Raw genomic sequence first — 19,099 nt, 5'->3', positions numbered from 1 at the left:
GAGGATTGTCCGCACCATGAACGTACTGATCACCGGCGGCGCCGGTTTCCTGGGCCTGCAGCTGGCCCGCCTGCTGCTCAAGCGCGGCAGCCTGAACCTGGACGGCCGCGCCGTCTCCATCGACCGCCTGACGCTGCTGGACGTGGTGGCGCCGCAGATCGACGATGCCCGCGTGCGCGTGGTGACCGGCGACCTGTCGGACCCCGCCGTGCTGGCGCAGGCCATCGACCGCGACACCGGCGCGATCTTCCACCTGGCCGCCGTGGTCAGCGGGCAGGCCGAGGCCGATTTCGACCTGGGCATGCGCGTGAACCTGGACGCCTCGCGCGCGCTGCTGGAAACGTGCCGCCAGCTCGGCCACGTGCCGCGCGTGGTGTTCACGAGTTCGGTGGCGGTGTACGGCGGCAAGCTGCCGGCCGTGGTGCAGGACGACACGGCGCTGAACCCGCAGTCGTCGTACGGCGCGCAGAAGGCCATCGGCGAGCTGCTGCTGTCCGACTACAGCCGCAAGGGCTTTGTCGATGGCCGCGTGCTGCGGCTGCCGACCATCAGCGTGCGGCCGGGCAAGCCGAACGCGGCGGCATCGTCGTTCGCCAGCGGCATCATCCGCGAGCCGCTGGCCGGCGTGGCCGCCAACTGCCCGGTGCCGCCGGACACCGCGCTGTGGCTGCTGTCGCCGCGCGGTGCCATCCAGGCGCTGGTCAACGGCATCGAACTGGACGGCGCCCGCTTTGGCAACCGCCGCGTGGTCAACCTGCCGGGGCTGTCGGTGACGGCCGCCCAGATGGTCGACGCGCTGCGCCGCGTGGCCGGCGACGCCGTGGCCGACCGCGTGACGTGGCAGCGCGAAGAACGCATCGAGAAGATCGTCGGCACGTGGCCGGCCGCGTGGGACACCACCCGCGCCCTGGAACTGGGCTTCGTCGGCGACGCGAGCTTCGACGACGTGGTGCGGGGGTATGCGGAGGATGCGGGGGTTGTGGTTTGATTGAAGGGCGTCGGCGGGGGAAAGGCTTGCCCTCTCCCCCGACCCCTCTCCCGCCATGCGGGAGAGGGGAGCACCCCGACAGCCGTCGAAATGCCCGTGGTGGTCTCCCCTCTCCCGCGTTGTGGGAGAGGGGCCGGGGGAGAGGGCCAGCGCCCCGCCCCCCACCACGCCCATCCAATCACCCCCAATCACCCCCCCGGCTTCACCACCTCCCACGCCCCGATCGTCTCCCGCACCTGTGCCGGGATTGCCGCCGACTTCTGGGTCTTCGGGTCGGCGCACACATAGACGATCTCGCCGGTAATCAGGTGTTCCTCGCCGCGATACATCTCCACGCGGAACAGCATGCTGGAGCGGCCCAGGCGTGCCATGCGGCCGCGGATGTCGAGCATGTCGTCGAAGCGGGCCGACGCGTGGTATTCCAGCGTCGACTTGACCACGAAGATGTCCACGCCGTGGGCGTGCAGCACGTCCTCGGGATAGCGGATGCCCACCGCGCGCCAGTATTCGGTCACGCAGATGTCGCAATACGTCAGGTAGTGGGCGTTGAAGACGATCGACTGCGGGTCCACTTCGGCCCAGCGCACGCGCAGCGGCATGCTGTGGCGGAAATCCTCTTTTGCCATGCGGCTCCCCAAAAGCAAAACGGGGCGCTCCGTGGAACGCCCCGCCGGTTCATTGCGGCTTACTGCGGCTTGGCCAGCCCCAGCTTTTCGATGATTGCCCGCTCGCGCTTGACCGTGTCGGCGGCAAACGCGGCGTACTGGGCGCTGCCCATGTAGTACGGCTCCATGTCGAACTTGGCCAGCGACTCGCGGTAGTTCGGCATCTCCATGGCCTGCTTGAACGCGTCATGCAGCTTCTTGACGATGGCCGGGTCCGTGCCCTTGGGCGCCACCAGGCCGAACGGCGACGTCTGCACGATGCCCATGCCCAGTTCCTTGAGCGTCGGCACGTTCGGGAAGCGGGCCGAGCGCTTGTCGCCCCACGTCGACAGCAGGCGCAGCTTGCCCTGCTCCACGTACTGGGCCCAGGCCGGCGTGTCGGCCACCGACATCACGTGGCCGCCCAGCAGCGCCTGCATCGATTCCGAATTGCCCTTGTACGGGATGTGCGAGAACTGCACGCCCTGGCGCATGGCCAGGTCTTCCATGGTCAGGTGCAGCGTGGTCATCGACCCCGGCGAGCCGTAGGTGAGCTTGCCCGGGTTGGCCTTGGCGTAGGCGATGTACTCCTGCATCGTCTTGATCGGCGAATCGGCCGGCACGACCAGGCCGAACGAGTAGCCGGCCAGGTTGATGACGTAGCTCAGGTCCTTGACCGGGTCCCAGTTGATCTTGGTGGTGTACGGCAGGCGGTAGACGGGCATGGCCACCTGGGCCAGCGTGTAGCCGTCCGGCGCGGTGGACTGCATCATCTGCGCGGGCAGCACGCCGCCGGCGCCGGGCTTGTTCTCGACGATCACGGGCTGGCCCAGGATCTTCGAGGCGTTTTCCGCGAGCACGCGGAACGGGATGTCGGTGGAACCGCCGGCGGTGTAGCCGATCACGAGGCGGATCGGGCGGTTCGGAAACTTGTCCGCCTGGGCGTGGGCCGGCATGGCGGCCAGTCCGACAGCGGCCGAAGCGGCGAGCAGGCCCACCTGGGCCATAAAGTGGCGGCGTTGCATGAGTAGTGTCTCCTTCTGCTGCAAAAATGCACTGTTGCGACTTCGATAAAGCGTGAAACAGGTGCTGGCCCGCCCCCGGTTCTGGTGGGGGGTCGGGCCGGAATGCGTCGTGCTACGTCCCGGGCGCCGCCCCAAAGGCTTGCCGCAGGGCGGCCACGGCGTCGGCATGGGCGCCGGCCACCGCGTGGATGAAGCGCCCGAGCTTGAAGAAATCGTGAATCATCGTCGGATAGTCGGCCAGCGTTGCCACAACGCCCGCCGCCCGGAGCTTGGCCGCGTAGGCCACGCCCTCGTCGTGCAGCGGGTCGTAGCCGGCCACGGCTATCCAGGCCGGGCAGACGCCGCGCACGTCGGCCCCCTGCCCGCCGCCATCGAGCGGCGCAAAGCGCCAGTCGTCGCGGCTGGCGTCGCGGTCCAGGTACTGCGCGAAGAACCATTGGATCATGTCGGCCGTCAGCAGGTAGCCGTCGGCCAGCGCGCGGTGCGAAGGCGTGTCCTGCCGCGCGCTGGTGCCCGGATAGACCAGCATCTGCAGCACCGGCGCCAGGCCGGTATCGCGGGCCTCGATGGCGCAGGCCGCGGCCAGCGTGCCGCCGGCGCTGTCGCCGCCCAGGGCGATGCGCGCCGGGTCGGCGCCCAGGCGGGCCGCTTCGGCGAACACCCAGTGCAGCACGTCGAATGCATCGTTGGCGGCGGTCGGGAATTTCCAGTCCGGGCCGAGCCGGTAGTCCACCGACAGCACCAGGCAGTCCGCGCCGTTGCAGAACACGCGGCACAGCGAATCGTGCGAGTTGACGCTGCCGACCGTGAAACCGCCGCCATGGAAATAGACCAGCAGCGGCAGCGGATCGGCCCAGCTGGCCTCGCGCGGCGCGTACAGCCGCACCGGAATGGCAAACCCGTCGCGCGCCGGCACCGTGAAATCCTCCACGCCGTGCACCGGGGCCGGCGACAGATCCAGGATCGGCGCGCTTTTCTCGTAGCCGATCTTGGCGTCGGCCGGGTCCATCGTATGGATGGCCGGACGCCTGGCGCGCGCAATCAGCTCCAGCAACTGCGCGACCTGGGGGTCGAGCGGCTGGGCAGGCAGGCCGGGAACGGACGGGGCGGGCTGGGCGGACATGGTGACAGGCGGTGTCGGGCGGTCGGTCAGTGTAGACCAGCCCCGACCGGGGGCGTTCGGGTGACGGAGGTTCGAATTGTGAACGGTCGTTCGATTTCCGTATATTGCCAGCGTTTGACCCGCCCGGCAGTCCGAAATAACCCTCGACATTGCCTTTGCTGCACCTTTTGCGCGATCACCGGCCATGCTGCCAGCAGCACGTTTGCCGCCTATGCTGGAGGGGTGCCGCGCCGGGCATGACGCCCGCGGCACCGGCAGCCCCATCGAACCAGGAGACACCATGACAGGCGAACACTTGCAGGTTGTGCACGGGGATATCACGCGGATGGAGGTTGATGCCATCGTCAATGCCGCCAACAGCGGGCTGCTGGGCGGCGGCGGCGTGGACGGCGCGATCCATGGCGCGGGCGGGCCGGCCATCATGGCCGCGTGCCGGGCCATCCGCGACGCACAGGGCGGCTGCCCGGCCGGCGAGGCGGTCATCACCACGGGGGGCCTGCTGCCCGCGCCGTACGTGATTCATGCCGTGGGGCCGGTCTGGCACGGCGGCAGCCAGAACGAGGACGCGCTGCTGGCCGGCGCCTACCGCAACAGCATCCGGCTGGCCGCGGAGCACAACCTGCGCACCGTGGCGTTTCCGAACATCAGCACCGGCATCTATGGGTTTCCGCGCGAGCGGGCGGTGGACATCGCCATCGGCGCCGTGCGCGAGGCGCTGGCCCGCGCGCCCAGCATCGAGCAGGTGACGTTCGTCTGCTACGACGACGAGAACTACCGGCTCTACCGGCAGCGGCTGGCCTGAGCCGCCCTGCCCGGTCGGCCGGGCTGGCAGCGCTCAGGGCAGCGCGCTGCGGATCAGCAGGTTCACCCGTTCGGGTTGCTCGTGGATGATCCAGTGCGTGCCTTCGGGAATGCGCTCCAGCCGCAGGTCGGGCACGAAGTCGCCCAGCCCGTCGACCAGCGTCTTGGGCAGCGCGCGGTCGTTCTCGCCCCAGATCACGAGCGTGGGAACGCGCACGACGAACATGGCCGGGTCCAGCCGAGAAATGTCCGGCGCGGTCTCGCCCTGGGCCGGCGGGTGCATCGGCGTGGCCCGGTAGTAGTTCACGCCGCCGGTCAGCGGATGCGAGCCGTCGTCGCCCGGTTCCGACCACGCGCCGTGATAGCGGCTGCGCGTCTCGCCGGTGAACCAGGCCGGCAGCGCGCCGGCTTCGCCAGTCAGCATCTTTTCCAGCAGCGCGAAGTCGTTGGCGGCCAGCGCCTGCTCGGCGCCGGGCTTGCGCAGCCAGTTCATGTAGGCCGACGCCTGCTGCTGCGCCGGGTCGGCCGACAGCGCGCGGGCGAACAGGTACGGGTGGGGCGAGTTGATGATGACCAGCCGCTCCACCAGGTCGGGCCGCTGCGCGGCCAGGTTCCAGCAGACGGCGCCGCCCCAGTCGTGCGCCACGATCACGCAGCGTTCGTAGCCGAGCACGCGGATGAACTGCACCAGGTCCTCGACCAGCAGCTTCGGCTTGTAGGCATCCGGGCTGGCCGGCTTGCTCGACAGGTTGAAGCCGCGCAGGTCGGGTGCCACCGCGAAGTGGGTCTGGCCGAAATCGGCAAGCTGGCGCTCCCAGGCGTACCAGAACTCCGGAAAGCCGTGCACGAACAGGATCAGCGGCTTGCCCTGCTCGCCCGCGCTGCCGTAATGCAGCCGCGTGCCGTTGGGCAGGTTGGCGAACTGCAGGTGGTGAATCACGGCGGGTGCGGTCATCATGGTCTCCCTGGCCATCTCTGCCATCACTGGTCTCCCGTTCGACGATGCAAGAATGTGGCCAGGTCAGCCGCGCAGCGCGGCCACCAGGCCGGCGCGCACCTCGGGCTTGTCGCCAAACGCATCGCCGGGGTTCTGCTGGCGGACGATGTGTTCCATGCGGGACTGCACCGTCGCCAGGGCCTGCGGGTGCGAATAAATATAGAAGCTTTCGTCGCGGATGGCGTCGAATGTCAGCCGCGCCACGTCGGCGGCGGTGACCTTGCCCGAGCTGACCGCCTTGTCCGACAACGCCTGCGACACCATCTGCGAGCGCGTGGGCGGCGCCTCGTTGGCCAGCCCTGCGGGCCGGTTGCGGTGCGACTGGCTGATGCCGGTTGGCACGAAGTACGGGCACAGTACCGAACAGCGCACCTGTTCGGTGACCAGGCCCAGGTCGTGGTACAGCGTCTCGGTCAGCGACACCACGGCGTGCTTGGACACGTTGTAGACGCCCATCGCCGGCGGGTTCAGCAGCCCGGCCATCGACGCGGTGTTGACGATGTGGCCCTGGAAGGACGGGTCCTTCCTGGCGGCGTCCAGCATCAGCGGCGTGAAGATGCGTACGCCGTGGATCACCCCGTACAGGTTGACCCCGAGCACCCATTCCCAGTCCTTCTCGGTGTTTTCCCAGACAAAGCCGCCCGCGCCGACGCCGGCATTGTTGAACACCAGGTTGACCTCGCCAAACGCGGTCATCGCCGCGTCAGCCAGCGCCTGTACCTCTTCGGCCTTCGACACGTCGGTGCGCAGGCCGATGACCTGGGCGCCCTGGCCCTTGAACTCGGCCACGGTGGCGTCTAGCGCGTCTTCCTGGACGTCGGCCAGCACCAGCCGCATGCCCATCTGCGCGCCCATCCGCGCAAACTCCTTGCCGAATCCCGACGCCCCGCCGGTAATCACGGCAACCTTGTTCTCGAATTGCTTCATGGGTGTCTCCTCGATGTTGTCTATGGTCTTTGGTCTTTGGTCTTTGCTCCCCTCTCCCGCACGCGGGAGAGGGGTTGGGGGAGAGGGCTCGGCCGATCCATCAGCGACCTGTCTGAATTTGACCCGCCTGCCCTCTCCCTGGCCCCTCTCCCGCTGGCGGGAGAGGGGAAACACCGTTGGCTCACCGCACAGGCAGTCAGCCGGCCGCCTGCACGTGGTAGTTCTGGCGCGGGAAATGGACGTTGACGGCGCCGCCGCGGGCGTCCTGGCGGCGGATCGTCACCACGTGCTCGGTCAGCGTCAGCAGCAGGCCGGACACCGGGTCCTTGGCGTAGTCGGTGGGCGTGACGGTCACCGCGTCGCCGGCGGCAAAGCCGGCGCCGGGAATGATCGTCGGGTCATGCGGCAGCGGATCGTGGTCGTAGGCGTCGGCCAGCGCCGATTCGGACGGGATCACGCGCAGCTTGCCGTGCCCGTACGCCTGCATGCGCGCATACCACGTCTTGACCAGCGGATAGCCGTCCAGCAGCGCCGCCAGCGCCGTGGCGCGGCGGACGAACCAGAGGCAGTGGAACAGCGAGAAATCGGCAATCGACAGCTCCGGGCCGGCCACGTGCTGCACGCCCGCCGCGAACTGCTGCTGCAGCGACCCGAGCGTTTCGTGCAGCATGGCGGCGGCCTCGGGCAGCGGCATGCGCAGCGCGTTGGTGTCGCCGCGCATGGCCTTGCGGTCGGCCATGAACGCCTGTACCTGCGCCGGCGACAGGTGCGCCAGCATCGACTGCACGCCCGCGGGCTGCATGGCGTAGGTGACGGCGGCCGTGAACAGTGCGCTGTCCAGCCACGCGGCCATGATCCGCGACTGGGCCGCCTGGAAGGCGGGATACAGCGGCGGGTTCGGCGCCATCCGGTCCAGTACGGCGCAGATCAGCGCGGTATCGCAGTAGATGTCGGCGCCGATCTGCATCACCGGCGTGCGGCGGTAGCCGCCGGTCAGGGCCGTCACGTCGGGCTTGGGCATGATCGGCGGGATTTCCACCGCGCACCAGGACAAGCCCTTGGCGCCCAGCACGAGCCGGACTTTCTCCGAGAACGGCGAGGTTGCGTATTGATGAAGGATGATGTCGGGCATCTTGGCCTTTCCAGCGGTTCGAGGTCGATCGACCCCGTCTTAATCGAGCAGATCCGGCTGTTCTTTCACGATGCGGGCGTAGAGCGGCTGGAACTGGAACCACCCGGCCTGGGCCGTGCCGACGATCGAGTACGACTGGCGCGCCGCGGCGTCGCTGATCAGCTTCGGCGCCTGGCCGGTACGCGCCGCCGCCGATTCGGCCAGGATCTGCACCTGGCACGACCGCTCCATCGTGATGAACCACCACGCGGCCTCGTCCACGGTCTTGCCGACGGTCAGCAGGCCGTGGTTCTGCAGGATGGCCGCCTTGTTCGGCCCCAGCGCGTTGGCAATGCGCTGGCCCTCGTCCAGCTCCACCACCACCCCGCCAAAGTCATCGTACAGCGCATGGTCGTTGTAGAACGCGCAGACGTCCTGCGTCAGCGGGTCGAGCTTGCGGCCCAGCGTGGACCACGCCCGCCCGTAGGTGCTGTGCGAATGCGCGGCGGCCACGGCGTCCTCGCGCGTCTGGTGGATGCGCGAGTGGATGGCAAAGGCGGCCGCGTTGACCGGATAGTCGCCCTCCACCACGTTGCCATGGTGGTCGCAGCGGATCAGGTTCGACACGTTCACCTGGCTGAAATGCACGCCGAACGGATTGACCCAGAACGTGTCCGTGAACTCGGGGTCGCGGGCCGTGATGTGGCCGGCCACGCCCTCGTCGAACCCGAACTTGGAGAACAGCCGGAACGCCGCCGCCAGCCGCTGCTTGCGGTGCAGCCGCTCCTGCGCCGGCGTGTCGAACCGGGACGGGCGCGGCAGCACGCGGTAACGGGCCTTGATCTCCTCGGACAGGCCAGCGGCCATCTCGTCCTTGTCGACAGCGGTTTGCGGGGCGTTCATGGGCGGTCTCCTGTGCTTTTGTGGGGATGGGGCGCCGGTCAGGCCAGCTTGACGAGCTGCTTGCCGAAGTTCTTGCCCTTGAGCAGGCCCATGAAGGCTTCCGGCGCGCTGGCCAGGCCCTCGGCGATGCTCTCGCGGAACTTCAGCTTGCCCTGCGCCACGTAGCCGCCCAGCTCCTTGAGCGCCTGCGGCCAGACGTCCATGTGCTCGGACACGATGAAGCCCTCGATCCGGCAGCGCGACACCAGGATGGCGCGCGGGTTGCGCAGCGGCATGTCCTGGCCGTCGTAGCCGGCGATCAGGCCGCAGACGGCGATGCGGGCGAACGGGTTCAGGCGGGCCAGCACCACGTCCAGGATGTCGCCGCCCACGTTCTCGAAATAGCCGTCGATGCCGTTCGGCGTCACGGCCTTGACCATCGCGTAGAGTTCCTTGGCGTCCTTGGCGACCTTGTAGTCGACGCAGGCGTCAAAGCCCAGCTCGCCGGTCACGTAGTCGCACTTTTCCTTGCCGCCGGCCACGCCCACCACATGGCAGCCGGCCAGCTTGGCCAGTTGGCCGACCACGCTGCCCACCGCGCCCGACGCGGCGCTGACGACGATGGTCTCGCCCGCCTTCGGCCCGATGATCTTGTTCAGGCCGTACCAGGCGGTCACGCCGGGCATGCCCACCGAGCCCAGGTAGGCCGACAGCGGGATGTGGGTCGTGTCCACCTTCTGCATGCCGCCGCCGTCGGTGATGCCCATTTCCTGCCAGCCGAACATGCCGACGACCTTGTCGCCAACGTTCCACTTCGGGTTCTTGCTGGCGACGACCTCGCCCACGGTGCCGCCGATCATCACCTCGCCCAGCGGCTGCGGGTCGGCGTACGACTTGCCTTCGCTCATGCGGCCGCGCATGTACGGGTCCAGGGACAGGAAATGGTTGCGCACCAGCACCTGGCCGTCGGCCAGCTCCGGCACGGGCACTTCCTCCAGACGGAAGTTGTCCGGCGTGACGGCCGCCGTGGGGCGCGAGGCCAGGACGATGCGCTTGTAGGTTTGCTTCGACATGATCGTTTCCTTCGCTTCGGGGATAGAGGGTGAAAGGAGGATGGCTGGCGCGACGGGATCAGCCGTCGGCGCCGGAATCGGCCGCGCCGGTGTCCCGTTTGGGCGGCATCCGCTTGATGTACTTGAACGTGCCGGACGCCCTGGACACGATCTTGCCGTCGGCGTCGACGATCTCGCCTTCGCAGAACACCATCGTCGACGTCCGGTGCACGGTCTGGCCGCGCGCGGTCAACTTGCCGCGCCCGGGCGCCATGAAACTGGTCTTCATCTCGATGGTGACCACGCCGCGGCCGTCGGTGTCGGCCGAACGGCCGGCGATGGCCATGGCCACGTCCAGCAGCGTCATGATGACGCCGCCGTGGGCCATGTCCCAGCTATTCTGGTGGCGCTGCTGCAGGTCGAGCTCGATCTCGCTGCGGCCGCCCTCCATGTAGTTGCAGAGCACGCCGAGATCGGCCAGGAACGGAATGTTGAGGGGGCGCTGGGTCATGTTGGGGGCGGGTGGAAATGCGTGGCGTGATTATGCGCCGATGGACTAGACCGCGCTCACCCCGCCATCCACCGCCAGCACCTGACCCGTGATGTGCTTGCCGGCGTCCGACGCGAACAGCAGCGCGGCGCCCTTCAGGTCTTCGTCGTCGCCCAGCCGGCGCAACGGCACGCCTTCGCACATCTTGTCCACGCCCAGCCGCTCCAGCGAGCCCTTGGTCATCTTGGACGGGAAGAACCCCGGCGCCAGCGCGTTGACCGTGATGTTGTGCTCGCCCCATTCGGCCGCCAGCGTGCGCGTGAAGTTGACCACGGCGCCCTTGGACGTGTTGTAGGCGATGGTCTCCATCGTCCCCGGCGGGTTGCCGGCCAGCCCGGCGATCGACGCCACGTTGATGATGCGGCCGTGGCGGCGCGGGATCATCGACAGCTTGCCGATCCGCTGCGACAGCAGGAACAGCCCGCGGATGTTCAGGTTCATCACCTTGTCCCACGCCTCCACCGGGTGGTCCTCGGCCGGTGCGCCCCAGGTGGCGCCGGCGTTGTTGACCAGGATGTCGACATGGCCAAGCCGGGCCAGCGCCGCGTCGGCCAGGCGGGCGATCTCGTCGTCGCGCGCCGCGTCGGCGGCAATCCAGTCGGCCTCGATGCCGCACGCCTTGAGGTGCGCCTGGGCCGAAGCCAGCTCGTCGGCCTTGCGCGCCGACAGCACCAGCCGCGCGCCCTGCTCGCCCAGCGCCTCGGCAATCTGCAGCCCCAGGCCGCGCGAGCCGCCCGTGATCAGCGCCGTGCGGCCCTTCAGATCGAACAGTTGCCCGATGGTCTTCATGTATGTCTCCTTGTGTACGCGTGTACTCGTGTACTTGTCAGCGTTCCGGCGCGGTTGGCGGCTCAGAACCAGCTGTCCTGCATGTCGAGCGTGGTGCGGTCCAGCGACGCCAGCAGGTCGAGCTGCGGGTAGACCTTCGGCAGCTCGAACCGGAAGAAGTACGCCGCCGCGGCCAGCTTGCCGCGATAGAAGTCGGCTTCCTCGCCCGCGGCGCCGTCCAGCGCCTGCCGGGCCACCAGGGCCTGTTCGAGCCAGATCCACGCCACCACCACGTGGCCGAACGCTTCGAGATAGACCGATGCATTGGCCAGCGTCACGTTCGGATCGCCGGCCGCCCACAGCGTGCGCGTGACCTCGGCCAGCCGCGCGGCGGCCTTGCCCAGCGCGGCGGCCTGCTCGCCCAGCGTGGCGTCGCCGCTGCCGGCCGCGCGCGCGCAGGTGGCCTGCACGCGCTGACCGAGCAACTGGAACGCCGCGCCGTCCTGCATCACGACCTTGCGGCCCAGCAGGTCCAGCCCCTGGATGCCGTGCGTGCCTTCGTGGATCGGGTTCAGGCGGTTGTCGCGGTAGAACTGCTCGACGTTGTATTCGCGCGTGTAGCCGTAGCCGCCGTGCACCTGGATCGCCAGGCTGTTGGCCTCCAGGCACCATTGCGACGGCCAGCTCTTGGCGATCGGGGTCAGGATGTCCAGCAACAGCGACAGGTCGCGCTGCGTGGCCGCGTCGCCGGCCGCGCGGGCGGCATGTTCGTCGTCCACCAGGCGCGCGCAGTACAGGTTCAGCGCCAGGCCGCCTTCGACGTAGCTCTTCTGCGCCAGCAGCATGCGGCGCACGTCGGCATGTTCGACGAGCCTCACCTGCGGGCTGGCGGGGTCCTTGCCCTGCGGCCCCACCGGCCGGCCCTGCGGACGGTTGCGCGCGTAGTCCAGAGCGTGCAGGTAGCCCGTGTAGCCCAGCGCCACCGCGCCCAGGCCCACGCCGATGCGCGCCTCGTTCATCATGTGGAACATGCAGGCCAGGCCCTTGTGCGGCTCGCCCACCAGGTAGCCGATGGCGCCGGCCTTGCCGCCGGGCCGGTACTTCATGCCTTCGCCAAAGTTCAGCAGGCAGTTGGTGGTGCCGCGATAGCCCATCTTGTGGTTCAGGCCGGCCAGCACCACGTCGTTATGCTCGCCCAGCGAGCCATCCTCGTTGACCAGGTACTTCGGGACGATGAACAGCGAGATGCCCTTGACGCCGGGAATCAGCTTGCCGTCCGGCCCCGGGATCTTGGCCAGCACCAGGTGGACGATGTTGTCCGACAGTTCGTGCTCGCCGGCGGAAATCCACATCTTGTTGCCGCGCAGCCGGTACTGCTGGCCTAGCGGCGATTCGCCCTCGTAGTCGGCGCGCGTGGCCACGTCGGACAGCGACGATCCGGCCTGCGGCTCGGACAGGCACATCGTGCCGAAGAAGCGCCCTTCCAGCTCCGGCCGCACGAACGTGTCGATCTGGGCCGGCGTGCCGTGCGTCAGCAGCAGGTTGGCGTTGCCGATGGTCAGGAACGGGTACGAACTCGTGCCGACGTTGGCGGCCTTGAACCACGCGAACGCCGCCTTCTCCAGCGTGACCGGCAGTTGCATGCCGCCGTACGCGTAATCCTGGCCGGCGGCCATCAGGCCGGCCTCGCAGAACGCCTTCAGCGCGGCCTTGACCTCGGGGATGATGGTGACCGTCTCGCCATCGAAGTGCGGTTCGTTGGCGTCGCTCTTCTTGTTGTGCGGCGCGAACAGGTCCGTGGCGATCTTCTCGCAGGTATCCATCGCGGCGTCGAAGGTCTCGCGCGAATGGTCGGCAAAACGGGGAATCTGGGTCAGTGTCTCGGCCTGGAGCCATTCGTACAGCACGAAGTTGAGATCACGACGGGAAAGAATCAGCGACATGGAATGCGGGGCTCCGGGCTGAGACGACTGGAAGTCGATGGGGAAGGTTGTTGCTCCCCTCTCCCGGGAGCGAGAGGGGGGTTGGGGGAGAGGGCAAGCGGCTCAGGACACGACAGGTCGCGTGATGGAGCCGCCCCGCCCTCTACCCCGGCCCCTCTCCCACAGGGAGAGGGGAAAACATCGGCCGAACGACGCGCCTTACAGCACCTCGAACAGCCCGGCGGCGCCCTGGCCGCCGCCGATGCACATCGTCACCACGACGTACTTGACGCCGCGGCGCTTGCCTTCGATCAGCGCGTGGCCGACCAGGCGGGCGCCCGACACGCCGTACGGGTGGCCCACCGCGATGGCTCCGCCATTGACGTTGAGGCGGTCCATCGGGATGCCGAGCTTGTCGGCGCAGTACAGCACCTGCACGGCAAACGCCTCGTTCAGCTCCCACAGGCCGATGTCCTCGACCTTCAGGCCGGTCTTCTTGAGCAGCTTGGGCACCGCGAACACCGGGCCGATGCCCATTTCGTCAGGCTCGCAGCCGGCCACGGCAAAGCCGCGGAACACGCCCAGCGGCTGCAGGCCCTTGGCGGCCGCCACGCGGGCGTTCATGACCACGGCTGCCGACGCGCCGTCCGAGAACTGCGACGCATTGCCGGCCGTGATCACGCCGCCGGGCATGGCGGTGCGGATCTTCGACACGCCTTCCAGCGTGGTGTCGGCGCGGATGCCCTCGTCGGCATCGATCGTCACTTCCCTGGTCATCAACTGGCCGGTGGCCTTGTCGGCGACGCCGGCGAGCACCGTCATCGGCACGATCTCGTCCTTGAACTTGCCGGCTTCCAGGGCGGCGGCCGCGCGCAACTGGCTCTGCACGCCGTACTCGTCCTGGCGCTCCTTCGAGATGTTGTAGCGCTTGGCCACGTTCTCGGCGGTCTGCAGCATGCTCCAGTAGATTTCCGGCTTGTTCTTGTTGAGCCAGCTTTCCTGGATCATGTGGCGGTTCATCTCCTGCTGGACGCACGAGATGGACTCCACGCCGCCCGCCACGAAGATGTCGCCTTCATCGGCGATCACGCGCTGCGCGGCCATGGCGATGGTCTGCAGGCCCGACGAGCAGAAGCGGTTGACGGTGGCACCCGGCACGGTGACCGGGCAACCGGCGCGCAGGGCAATCTGGCGCGCGATGTTGGCGCCGGTGGCGCCTTCGGGGTTGGCACAGCCCATCAGCACGTCTTCCACTTCGCCGGCCTCGATCTTGGCGCGCGCGATGGCATGCTGCACCGCATGGCCGCCCAGCGTGGCGCCATGGGTCATGTTGAAAGCGCCCTTCCAGCTCTTGGCCAGCCCGGTGCGGGCCGTGGATACGATGACTGCCTCGTTCATGTGTTGCTCCTCGGTATCTTGGTGTCTCCGCCTGCCGCGGAGGAATGTTCGGTGTGTTGGGTAGCGCTCGGGGCGGACGGGTCGCGGATCAGGATTCGGGCAGCCACGGGTTGTGCGGGCCGCTGGTGCTGACGAGCAACGCCTGCGACGTCGTGCGCTGGACGCCGGCCTGGGCCAGGTCCTGCCACGCCCGTGCCAGCGACCCGTCGAGGTCGATGGCACGGCACGCATCCTCGACGACCACCGCCTCGAAGCCGGCGGCGCGCGCATCGAGCGCGCTCCAGGCCACGCAGTAGTCGGTCGCCAGGCCCACGCAGACCACGCGCCGCACGCCCTGCTCGCGCAGGTAGCCGGCCAGGCCGGTGCGCGTGGCGCGGTCCGCTTCCAGGAAGGCGCTGTAGCTGTCCACGCCGGCCTGGTGGCCCTTGCGGATCACCAGCCGCGCATGCGGCACGTCGAGCCCGGCATGCAGCGCCGCGCCCGGCGTGTCCTGCACGCAGTGGTCGGGCCACAGCACCTGCTCGCCATAGGCAAGCCTGGTGGTCTGGAACGGCGCATGGCCGGCGTGCGACGTGGCAAACGACGCGTGGCCGGCCGGATGCCAGTCCTGCGTCAGCACCACATGCTCGAACGCCCGCGCCAGCCGGTTGATGACGGGCACCACCTCGTCGCCCTGCGGCACGGCCAGCGCGCCCCCCGGGCATGAAGTCGTTCTGCACGTCGATCACCAGCAGGCAGTCCTGCGCGCCGTAGGCCATGGTTGCGGTCTCCCTGTCCGTTTCCGTCCGGGCCGGTCAGCCGTTGAAGCCCTTGCCTTCGTCGGCCAGCTTCTGCAGCAGCGGTGCCACGGTCCAGGCTTCGCCGTGGTAGCCCTTGGCATAGCGCTTCATCGACTGGGCGACGTTGAACAGGCCCACCTGGTCCGCGTACAGCATCGGGCCGCCGCGGAACAGCGGGAAGCCGTAGCCGGTCAGGTAGACCATGTCGATGTCCGACGCCTTCGAGGCAATGCCCTCTTCCAGGATCTTGGCGCCCTCGTTGACCAGCGCGAACACCAGGCGCTCGACGATTTCCTCGTCGGAGATCTTGCGGCGCGTGATACCGAGTTCCTTCGAATGCTCGACGATCATCTCGTTGACCTGCTGGTTCGGGTACGGCTTGCGGTCGCCCGCCTTGTAGTCGTACCAGCCCGCGCCGGTCTTCTGGCCAAAGCGGCCCAGTTCGCAGAGCTTGTCGGCGGTCTTCGAGTACTGGATGTCCGGCTTGTCCACGGCGCGGCGCTTGCGGATGGCCCAGCCGATGTCGTTGCCGGCCAGGTCGCCCATGCGGAACGGGCCCATGGCAAAGCCGAACTTCTCGATGGCCTTGTCCACCTGCTCGGGCAGCGCGCCTTCGTCCAGCAGGTAGCCGGCCTGGCGGCTGTACTGCTCGATCATGCGGTTGCCGATGAAGCCGTCGCAGACGCCCGACACCACGGCCGTCTTGCGGATCTTCTTGGCGATCTGCATCACGGTGGCCAGCACGTCCTTGCCGGTCTTGTCGCCGCGCACCACTTCCAGCAGCTTCATCACGTTGGCCGGGCTGAAGAAGTGCATGCCCACCACGTCCTGCGGACGCTTGGTGAACGACGCGATCTTGTTGACGTCCAGCGTCGACGTGTTCGACGCCAGGATGGCGCCGTCCTTCATCACTTCGTCCAGTTTCTTGAAGACGATTTCCTTGACGCCCATTTCCTCGAACACGGCCTCGATGACCATGTCGGCGTCCTTGATGTCGTCATAGGACAGCGTGGTGGTCAGCAGGCCCATGCGCTGCTCGACCTTTTCCTGCGTCAGCTTGCCCTTCTTGGCGCTGTTCTCGTAGTTCTTGCGGATCGTGGCCACGCCGCGGTCCAGCGCTTCCTGCTTGGTTTCCAGCATCGTCACGGGGATGCCGGCGTTCAGGAAGTTCATGGTGATGCCGCCGCCCATCGTGCCGGCGCCGATCACGGCCACCTTCTCGACCTTGCGCACCGGCGTGTCGCCGGGGACGTCCGGGATCTTGCTGGCGGCGCGCTCGCCGAAGAACGCATGGCGCAGCGCGCGCGATTCCGGCGTGCCGACCAGGTACATGAACCCTTCGCGCTCTTCCTTCAGGCCCTGCTCGAACGGCTTGAGCGATGCGGCCACGGCTTCCACGCACTTCGACGGGGCCGGGAAGTTCTTGGCCACGGCGGCCACGGTGTTCTTGGCGAAGGCCAGGAAACCCTCGGCGTTCTCGTGGCGCACCTTCAGGTCGCGCACCTTCGGGTACGGGCCGGGGGCCGCGGCCACGTTCTGCGCGAACTTGACGGCGGCCGGCAGCACGTCGCCATCGACGATCTCGTCGAACAGCTTCGAACCAGCAAACTTTTCCGAGGGAATGGCCGTGCCGGACACGATCATGTTCAGCGCGTGCTCCAGGCCGATCAGGCGCGGCAGGCGCTGCGTGCCACCGGCGCCCGGCAGTAGGCCCAGCTTGACTTCGGGCAGCGCGATCTGGGCGCCCTTGGCGGCCACGCGGTAGTTGCAGCCCAGCGCCAGTTCCAGCCCGCCGCCCATGGCGACCGAGTGGATCGCGGCCACGACCGGCTTGGTCGACGCTTCCAGCGCGCGGATCACCGAATGCAGCGTCGGCTCCTGCGTGGCCTTGGGGGTGTTGAATTCGCGGATGTCGGCGCCGCCCGAGAACGCCTTGCCGGCACCGGTAATGACGACGGCCTTGACGGCGGCATCGTCCAGCGCACGGGTCAAGCCTTCGACGATGCCCAGGCGGGTGCTGTGACCGAGCCCGTTGACGGGGGGATTGTCGAGCGTGATAACGGCTACGCCGTCCTGTACCTGATACTGCGCGGTCATACGCGTTCCTTTGGTAGCTGGGAGCCCTTCGTTCTTCCTAGGGGCTCATGGGTTGTCTCGGGATTCGAATTCTCGAATGGAGTTCTTGCTATGGGTACCGCCAGGACTATCGGCGCCGGCCCGGCCGGGCCCGCAATCCCTTGTGCCACAAGCCCCGGGGGCTGGAGAGCGGAACAAGCATACACAAAATAGCACGGTCGTTCAATTTCAATTTTCTGCGATGGAAAGCGCGTCATGCGCGGCCTTCATGCCGCAGTTTTCCGCCGTTCATGTTGAGCCTGCAGGCACCCCGAAACCCTCAGGGGGAACCCGTAGAGCGCGGCGTTCGAAGACGTCGATTATGGAGAAAGAGGCACTTGCAGCGCGGTGCGACGAAGCACGACTCGATTATTTGACGCCGACCTCCAATCGTGGGCGGCGAGAGCCGGTAAACTCGCGCCTTTCGTTTTTCCGGATGCGCGCCTGCCCTGGCTCAGAAAGCCAACGTGCAATGCCGCGCGCCTGACGACCCAGCGACCCTGATGTCTTCCGACCCTACTTCCGACACACACCAGCATCCGGTCGTCGAGCACGACGACCTGCACCGCAAGCTCAAGGCGCGCCACCTGACGATGATCGCCCTGGGCGGCGCCATTGGCACCGGGCTGTTCGTGGCCTCGGGCGCGTCCATCGCCCAGTCCGGCCCCGGCGGCGCGCTGCTGGCCTACTGCCTGATCGGGCTGATGGTCTACTGCCTGATGACGAGCCTGGGCGAGCTGGCCGTCCACATGCCGGTGGCGGGATCGTTCGTTACCTACAGCGCGCTGTACGTGGAGGAAGGATTCGGCTTCGCGCTGGGCTGGAACTACTGGTTCAGCCTGGCCGTGACCATCGCAGTGGAGCTGACGGCCGCGCAACTGGTCATGCAGTACTGGTTTCCGGACGTGCCAGGCATCTATTGGAGCGCGGGCTTCCTGGCGCTGATGTTCGCGCTCAACGCCTTCTCGGTGCGCGGGTTCGGCGAGGCGGAGTACTGGTTCGCGCTGATCAAGATCGTGACCGTCACGGTGTTCCTGATCGTCGGCGTGCTGATGATCTTCGGCATCCTGCAGGGCGGGCCACAGTCGGGCTGGCACAACTTCACCATCGGCGAGGCGCCGTTCGTGGGCGGCCTGCCCGGCATGTTCATGGTGGCGATGATCGCGGGATTCTCGTTCCTCGGCACGGAAACGGTGGGCGTGGCGGCCGGCGAGGCCGACGATCCGTCGCGCACCATCCCGCGCGCCATCCGCCAGACGTTTTGGCGCATCCTGCTGTTCTACGTGCTGGCGATCCTGATCATCGGCGTGCTGATTCCCTACACCGACCCGAGCCTGCTGCGCAACGACGTGACCGACGTGGGCGTCAGCCCGTTCGCGCTGGTGTTCCGCCACGCCGGCCTGGCGCTCGCGGCCGGCGTCATGAACGCGGTGATCCTGACCGCCCTGCTGTCGGCCGGCACATCGAGCATGTACGTCTCGACGCGGATCCTGTACGGCCTGGCCGTCAGCGGCCGCGCACCCCGGGCCTTCGCCCGGCTGACCAACAACGGCGTGCCGTTCAACGCGCTGCTGGCCACCACGGCCGTCGGGGCGCTCTGCTTCTTCAGTTCGCTGTTCGGCGACAAGGCGCTGTACCTGTGGCTGCTCAACACCTCCGCCATGACCGGCTTCTTCGCATGGTTCGGCATCGCGGTCAGCCACTACCGCTTCCGCAAGGGCCTGATCGCCCAGGGCTACCAGGTCACCGACCTGGCCTACCGCTCCCCGCTCTACCCGTTCGGCCCGATCTTTGCCGGCGTCCTGTGCCTGGCCATCGTGGTCGGCCAGAACTACCAGGCCTTCACCGACATCCCGGGCCGCTGGCAGGAAATCGTCGCCACCTATATCGGCGTGCCGGTGTTCCTGGCGCTGTGGCTCGGCTATCGGCTGGTGCGGAAGTCGCGGGTCGTCGCCTATGAAGACATGCCGTTCGATATTGAGAGGAAGGGGTAGCAGGCAGTGTGATCGCCGCGGCC

16 protein-coding genes and 1 pseudogene are annotated in these 19,099 nt (G+C 67.9%); 3 read left to right on the top strand and 14 right to left on the bottom strand.

What is annotated here, in order from left to right:
• Positions 1 to 16 precede the first annotated feature (16 nt).
• The gene (gene denD / locus EPAKOI_RS07245; protein WP_124684344.1) at positions 17 to 988 is read left to right on the top strand and encodes a D-erythronate dehydrogenase; all 972 of its coding nucleotides are present in this window, start codon (positions 17 to 19) and stop codon (positions 986 to 988) included.
• Between the two features lie 188 nt (positions 989 to 1,176).
• Here the strand turns inward: denD and EPAKOI_RS07240 are convergent, their stop codons facing one another.
• The 3 genes from EPAKOI_RS07240 to EPAKOI_RS07230 form a co-directional block, all read right to left on the bottom strand.
• Positions 1,177 to 1,614, bottom strand: a complete 438-nt coding sequence (locus tag EPAKOI_RS07240) for a YbgC/FadM family acyl-CoA thioesterase (protein WP_124684345.1) — start codon at positions 1,612 to 1,614, stop codon at positions 1,177 to 1,179.
• Positions 1,615 to 1,673: 59 nt separating this feature from the next.
• Positions 1,674 to 2,657, bottom strand: a complete 984-nt coding sequence (locus EPAKOI_RS07235) for a tripartite tricarboxylate transporter substrate binding protein (protein ID WP_423193378.1) — start codon at positions 2,655 to 2,657, stop codon at positions 1,674 to 1,676.
• 112 nt (positions 2,658 to 2,769) lie between these two features.
• Complete coding sequence (locus EPAKOI_RS07230; protein WP_423193377.1) at positions 2,770 to 3,780, bottom strand: alpha/beta hydrolase fold domain-containing protein; 1,011 nt, start codon at positions 3,778 to 3,780, stop codon at positions 2,770 to 2,772.
• A 280-nt stretch (positions 3,781 to 4,060) separates the two neighbouring features.
• Between EPAKOI_RS07230 and EPAKOI_RS07225 the strand changes: the two genes are divergently transcribed.
• Entirely contained in the window at positions 4,061 to 4,582 is a 522-nt protein-coding gene (locus EPAKOI_RS07225) for an O-acetyl-ADP-ribose deacetylase (protein WP_124684348.1), read from the top strand.
• A 33-nt stretch (positions 4,583 to 4,615) separates the two neighbouring features.
• On the opposite strand, the gene EPAKOI_RS07220 is transcribed toward EPAKOI_RS07225, so the two are convergent.
• From EPAKOI_RS07220 to EPAKOI_RS07170, 11 genes and pseudogenes are all read right to left on the bottom strand, one after another.
• Positions 4,616 to 5,536: an alpha/beta hydrolase gene (locus EPAKOI_RS07220; RefSeq protein WP_313837878.1), complete on the bottom strand. Its 921-nt coding sequence runs from the start codon at positions 5,534 to 5,536 to the stop codon at positions 4,616 to 4,618.
• Positions 5,537 to 5,602: 66 nt separating this feature from the next.
• Complete coding sequence (locus tag EPAKOI_RS07215) at positions 5,603 to 6,505, bottom strand: SDR family oxidoreductase (protein ID WP_124684349.1); 903 nt, start codon at positions 6,503 to 6,505, stop codon at positions 5,603 to 5,605.
• Positions 6,506 to 6,701: 196 nt separating this feature from the next.
• Positions 6,702 to 7,637: a glutathione S-transferase family protein gene (locus EPAKOI_RS07210; RefSeq protein ID WP_423193376.1), complete on the bottom strand. Its 936-nt coding sequence runs from the start codon at positions 7,635 to 7,637 to the stop codon at positions 6,702 to 6,704.
• Between the two features lie 39 nt (positions 7,638 to 7,676).
• On the bottom strand, positions 7,677 to 8,519 hold the full coding sequence (locus tag EPAKOI_RS07205; protein WP_423193375.1) for a class II aldolase/adducin family protein: 843 nt from the start codon (positions 8,517 to 8,519) through the stop codon (positions 7,677 to 7,679).
• A 38-nt stretch (positions 8,520 to 8,557) separates the two neighbouring features.
• Positions 8,558 to 9,571, bottom strand: coding sequence for an NADP-dependent oxidoreductase (locus EPAKOI_RS07200; protein ID WP_423193374.1), 1,014 nt, complete (start codon positions 9,569 to 9,571; stop codon positions 8,558 to 8,560).
• A 58-nt stretch (positions 9,572 to 9,629) separates the two neighbouring features.
• Entirely contained in the window at positions 9,630 to 10,061 is a 432-nt protein-coding gene (locus tag EPAKOI_RS07195; RefSeq protein ID WP_124684353.1) for a PaaI family thioesterase, read from the bottom strand.
• A 45-nt stretch (positions 10,062 to 10,106) separates the two neighbouring features.
• Complete coding sequence (locus tag EPAKOI_RS07190; RefSeq protein ID WP_423193373.1) at positions 10,107 to 10,889, bottom strand: SDR family oxidoreductase; 783 nt, start codon at positions 10,887 to 10,889, stop codon at positions 10,107 to 10,109.
• 62 nt (positions 10,890 to 10,951) lie between these two features.
• On the bottom strand, positions 10,952 to 12,811 hold the full coding sequence (locus EPAKOI_RS07185; RefSeq protein WP_124684355.1) for an acyl-CoA dehydrogenase: 1,860 nt from the start codon (positions 12,809 to 12,811) through the stop codon (positions 10,952 to 10,954).
• A 198-nt stretch (positions 12,812 to 13,009) separates the two neighbouring features.
• Positions 13,010 to 14,188 (bottom strand): acetyl-CoA C-acyltransferase, encoded by a 1,179-nt coding sequence (locus EPAKOI_RS07180; protein ID WP_313837770.1) that lies wholly within the window; start codon positions 14,186 to 14,188, stop codon positions 13,010 to 13,012.
• Between the two features lie 88 nt (positions 14,189 to 14,276).
• Positions 14,277 to 14,946 (bottom strand): annotated as a pseudogene (gene pncA / locus EPAKOI_RS07175) (bifunctional nicotinamidase/pyrazinamidase).
• A gap of 36 nt (positions 14,947 to 14,982) precedes the next feature.
• Positions 14,983 to 17,064 (bottom strand): 3-hydroxyacyl-CoA dehydrogenase NAD-binding domain-containing protein, encoded by a 2,082-nt coding sequence (locus EPAKOI_RS07170; RefSeq protein WP_423193372.1) that lies wholly within the window; start codon positions 17,062 to 17,064, stop codon positions 14,983 to 14,985.
• A gap of 521 nt (positions 17,065 to 17,585) precedes the next feature.
• Here EPAKOI_RS07170 and EPAKOI_RS07165 point away from each other — a divergent pair.
• Positions 17,586 to 19,076: an amino acid permease gene (locus tag EPAKOI_RS07165; RefSeq protein WP_423193371.1), complete on the top strand. Its 1,491-nt coding sequence runs from the start codon at positions 17,586 to 17,588 to the stop codon at positions 19,074 to 19,076.
• The last annotated feature ends 23 nt before the right edge of the window (positions 19,077 to 19,099 follow it).

It is taken from the genome of Cupriavidus sp. H18C2, assembly GCF_049393795.1.
GTDB lineage: Bacteria > Pseudomonadota > Gammaproteobacteria > Burkholderiales > Burkholderiaceae > Cupriavidus > Cupriavidus pauculus_C.
The sequence above is the reverse complement of the archived record's forward strand: the minus strand, read 5'-3'. Positions and strand labels throughout refer to the sequence as shown.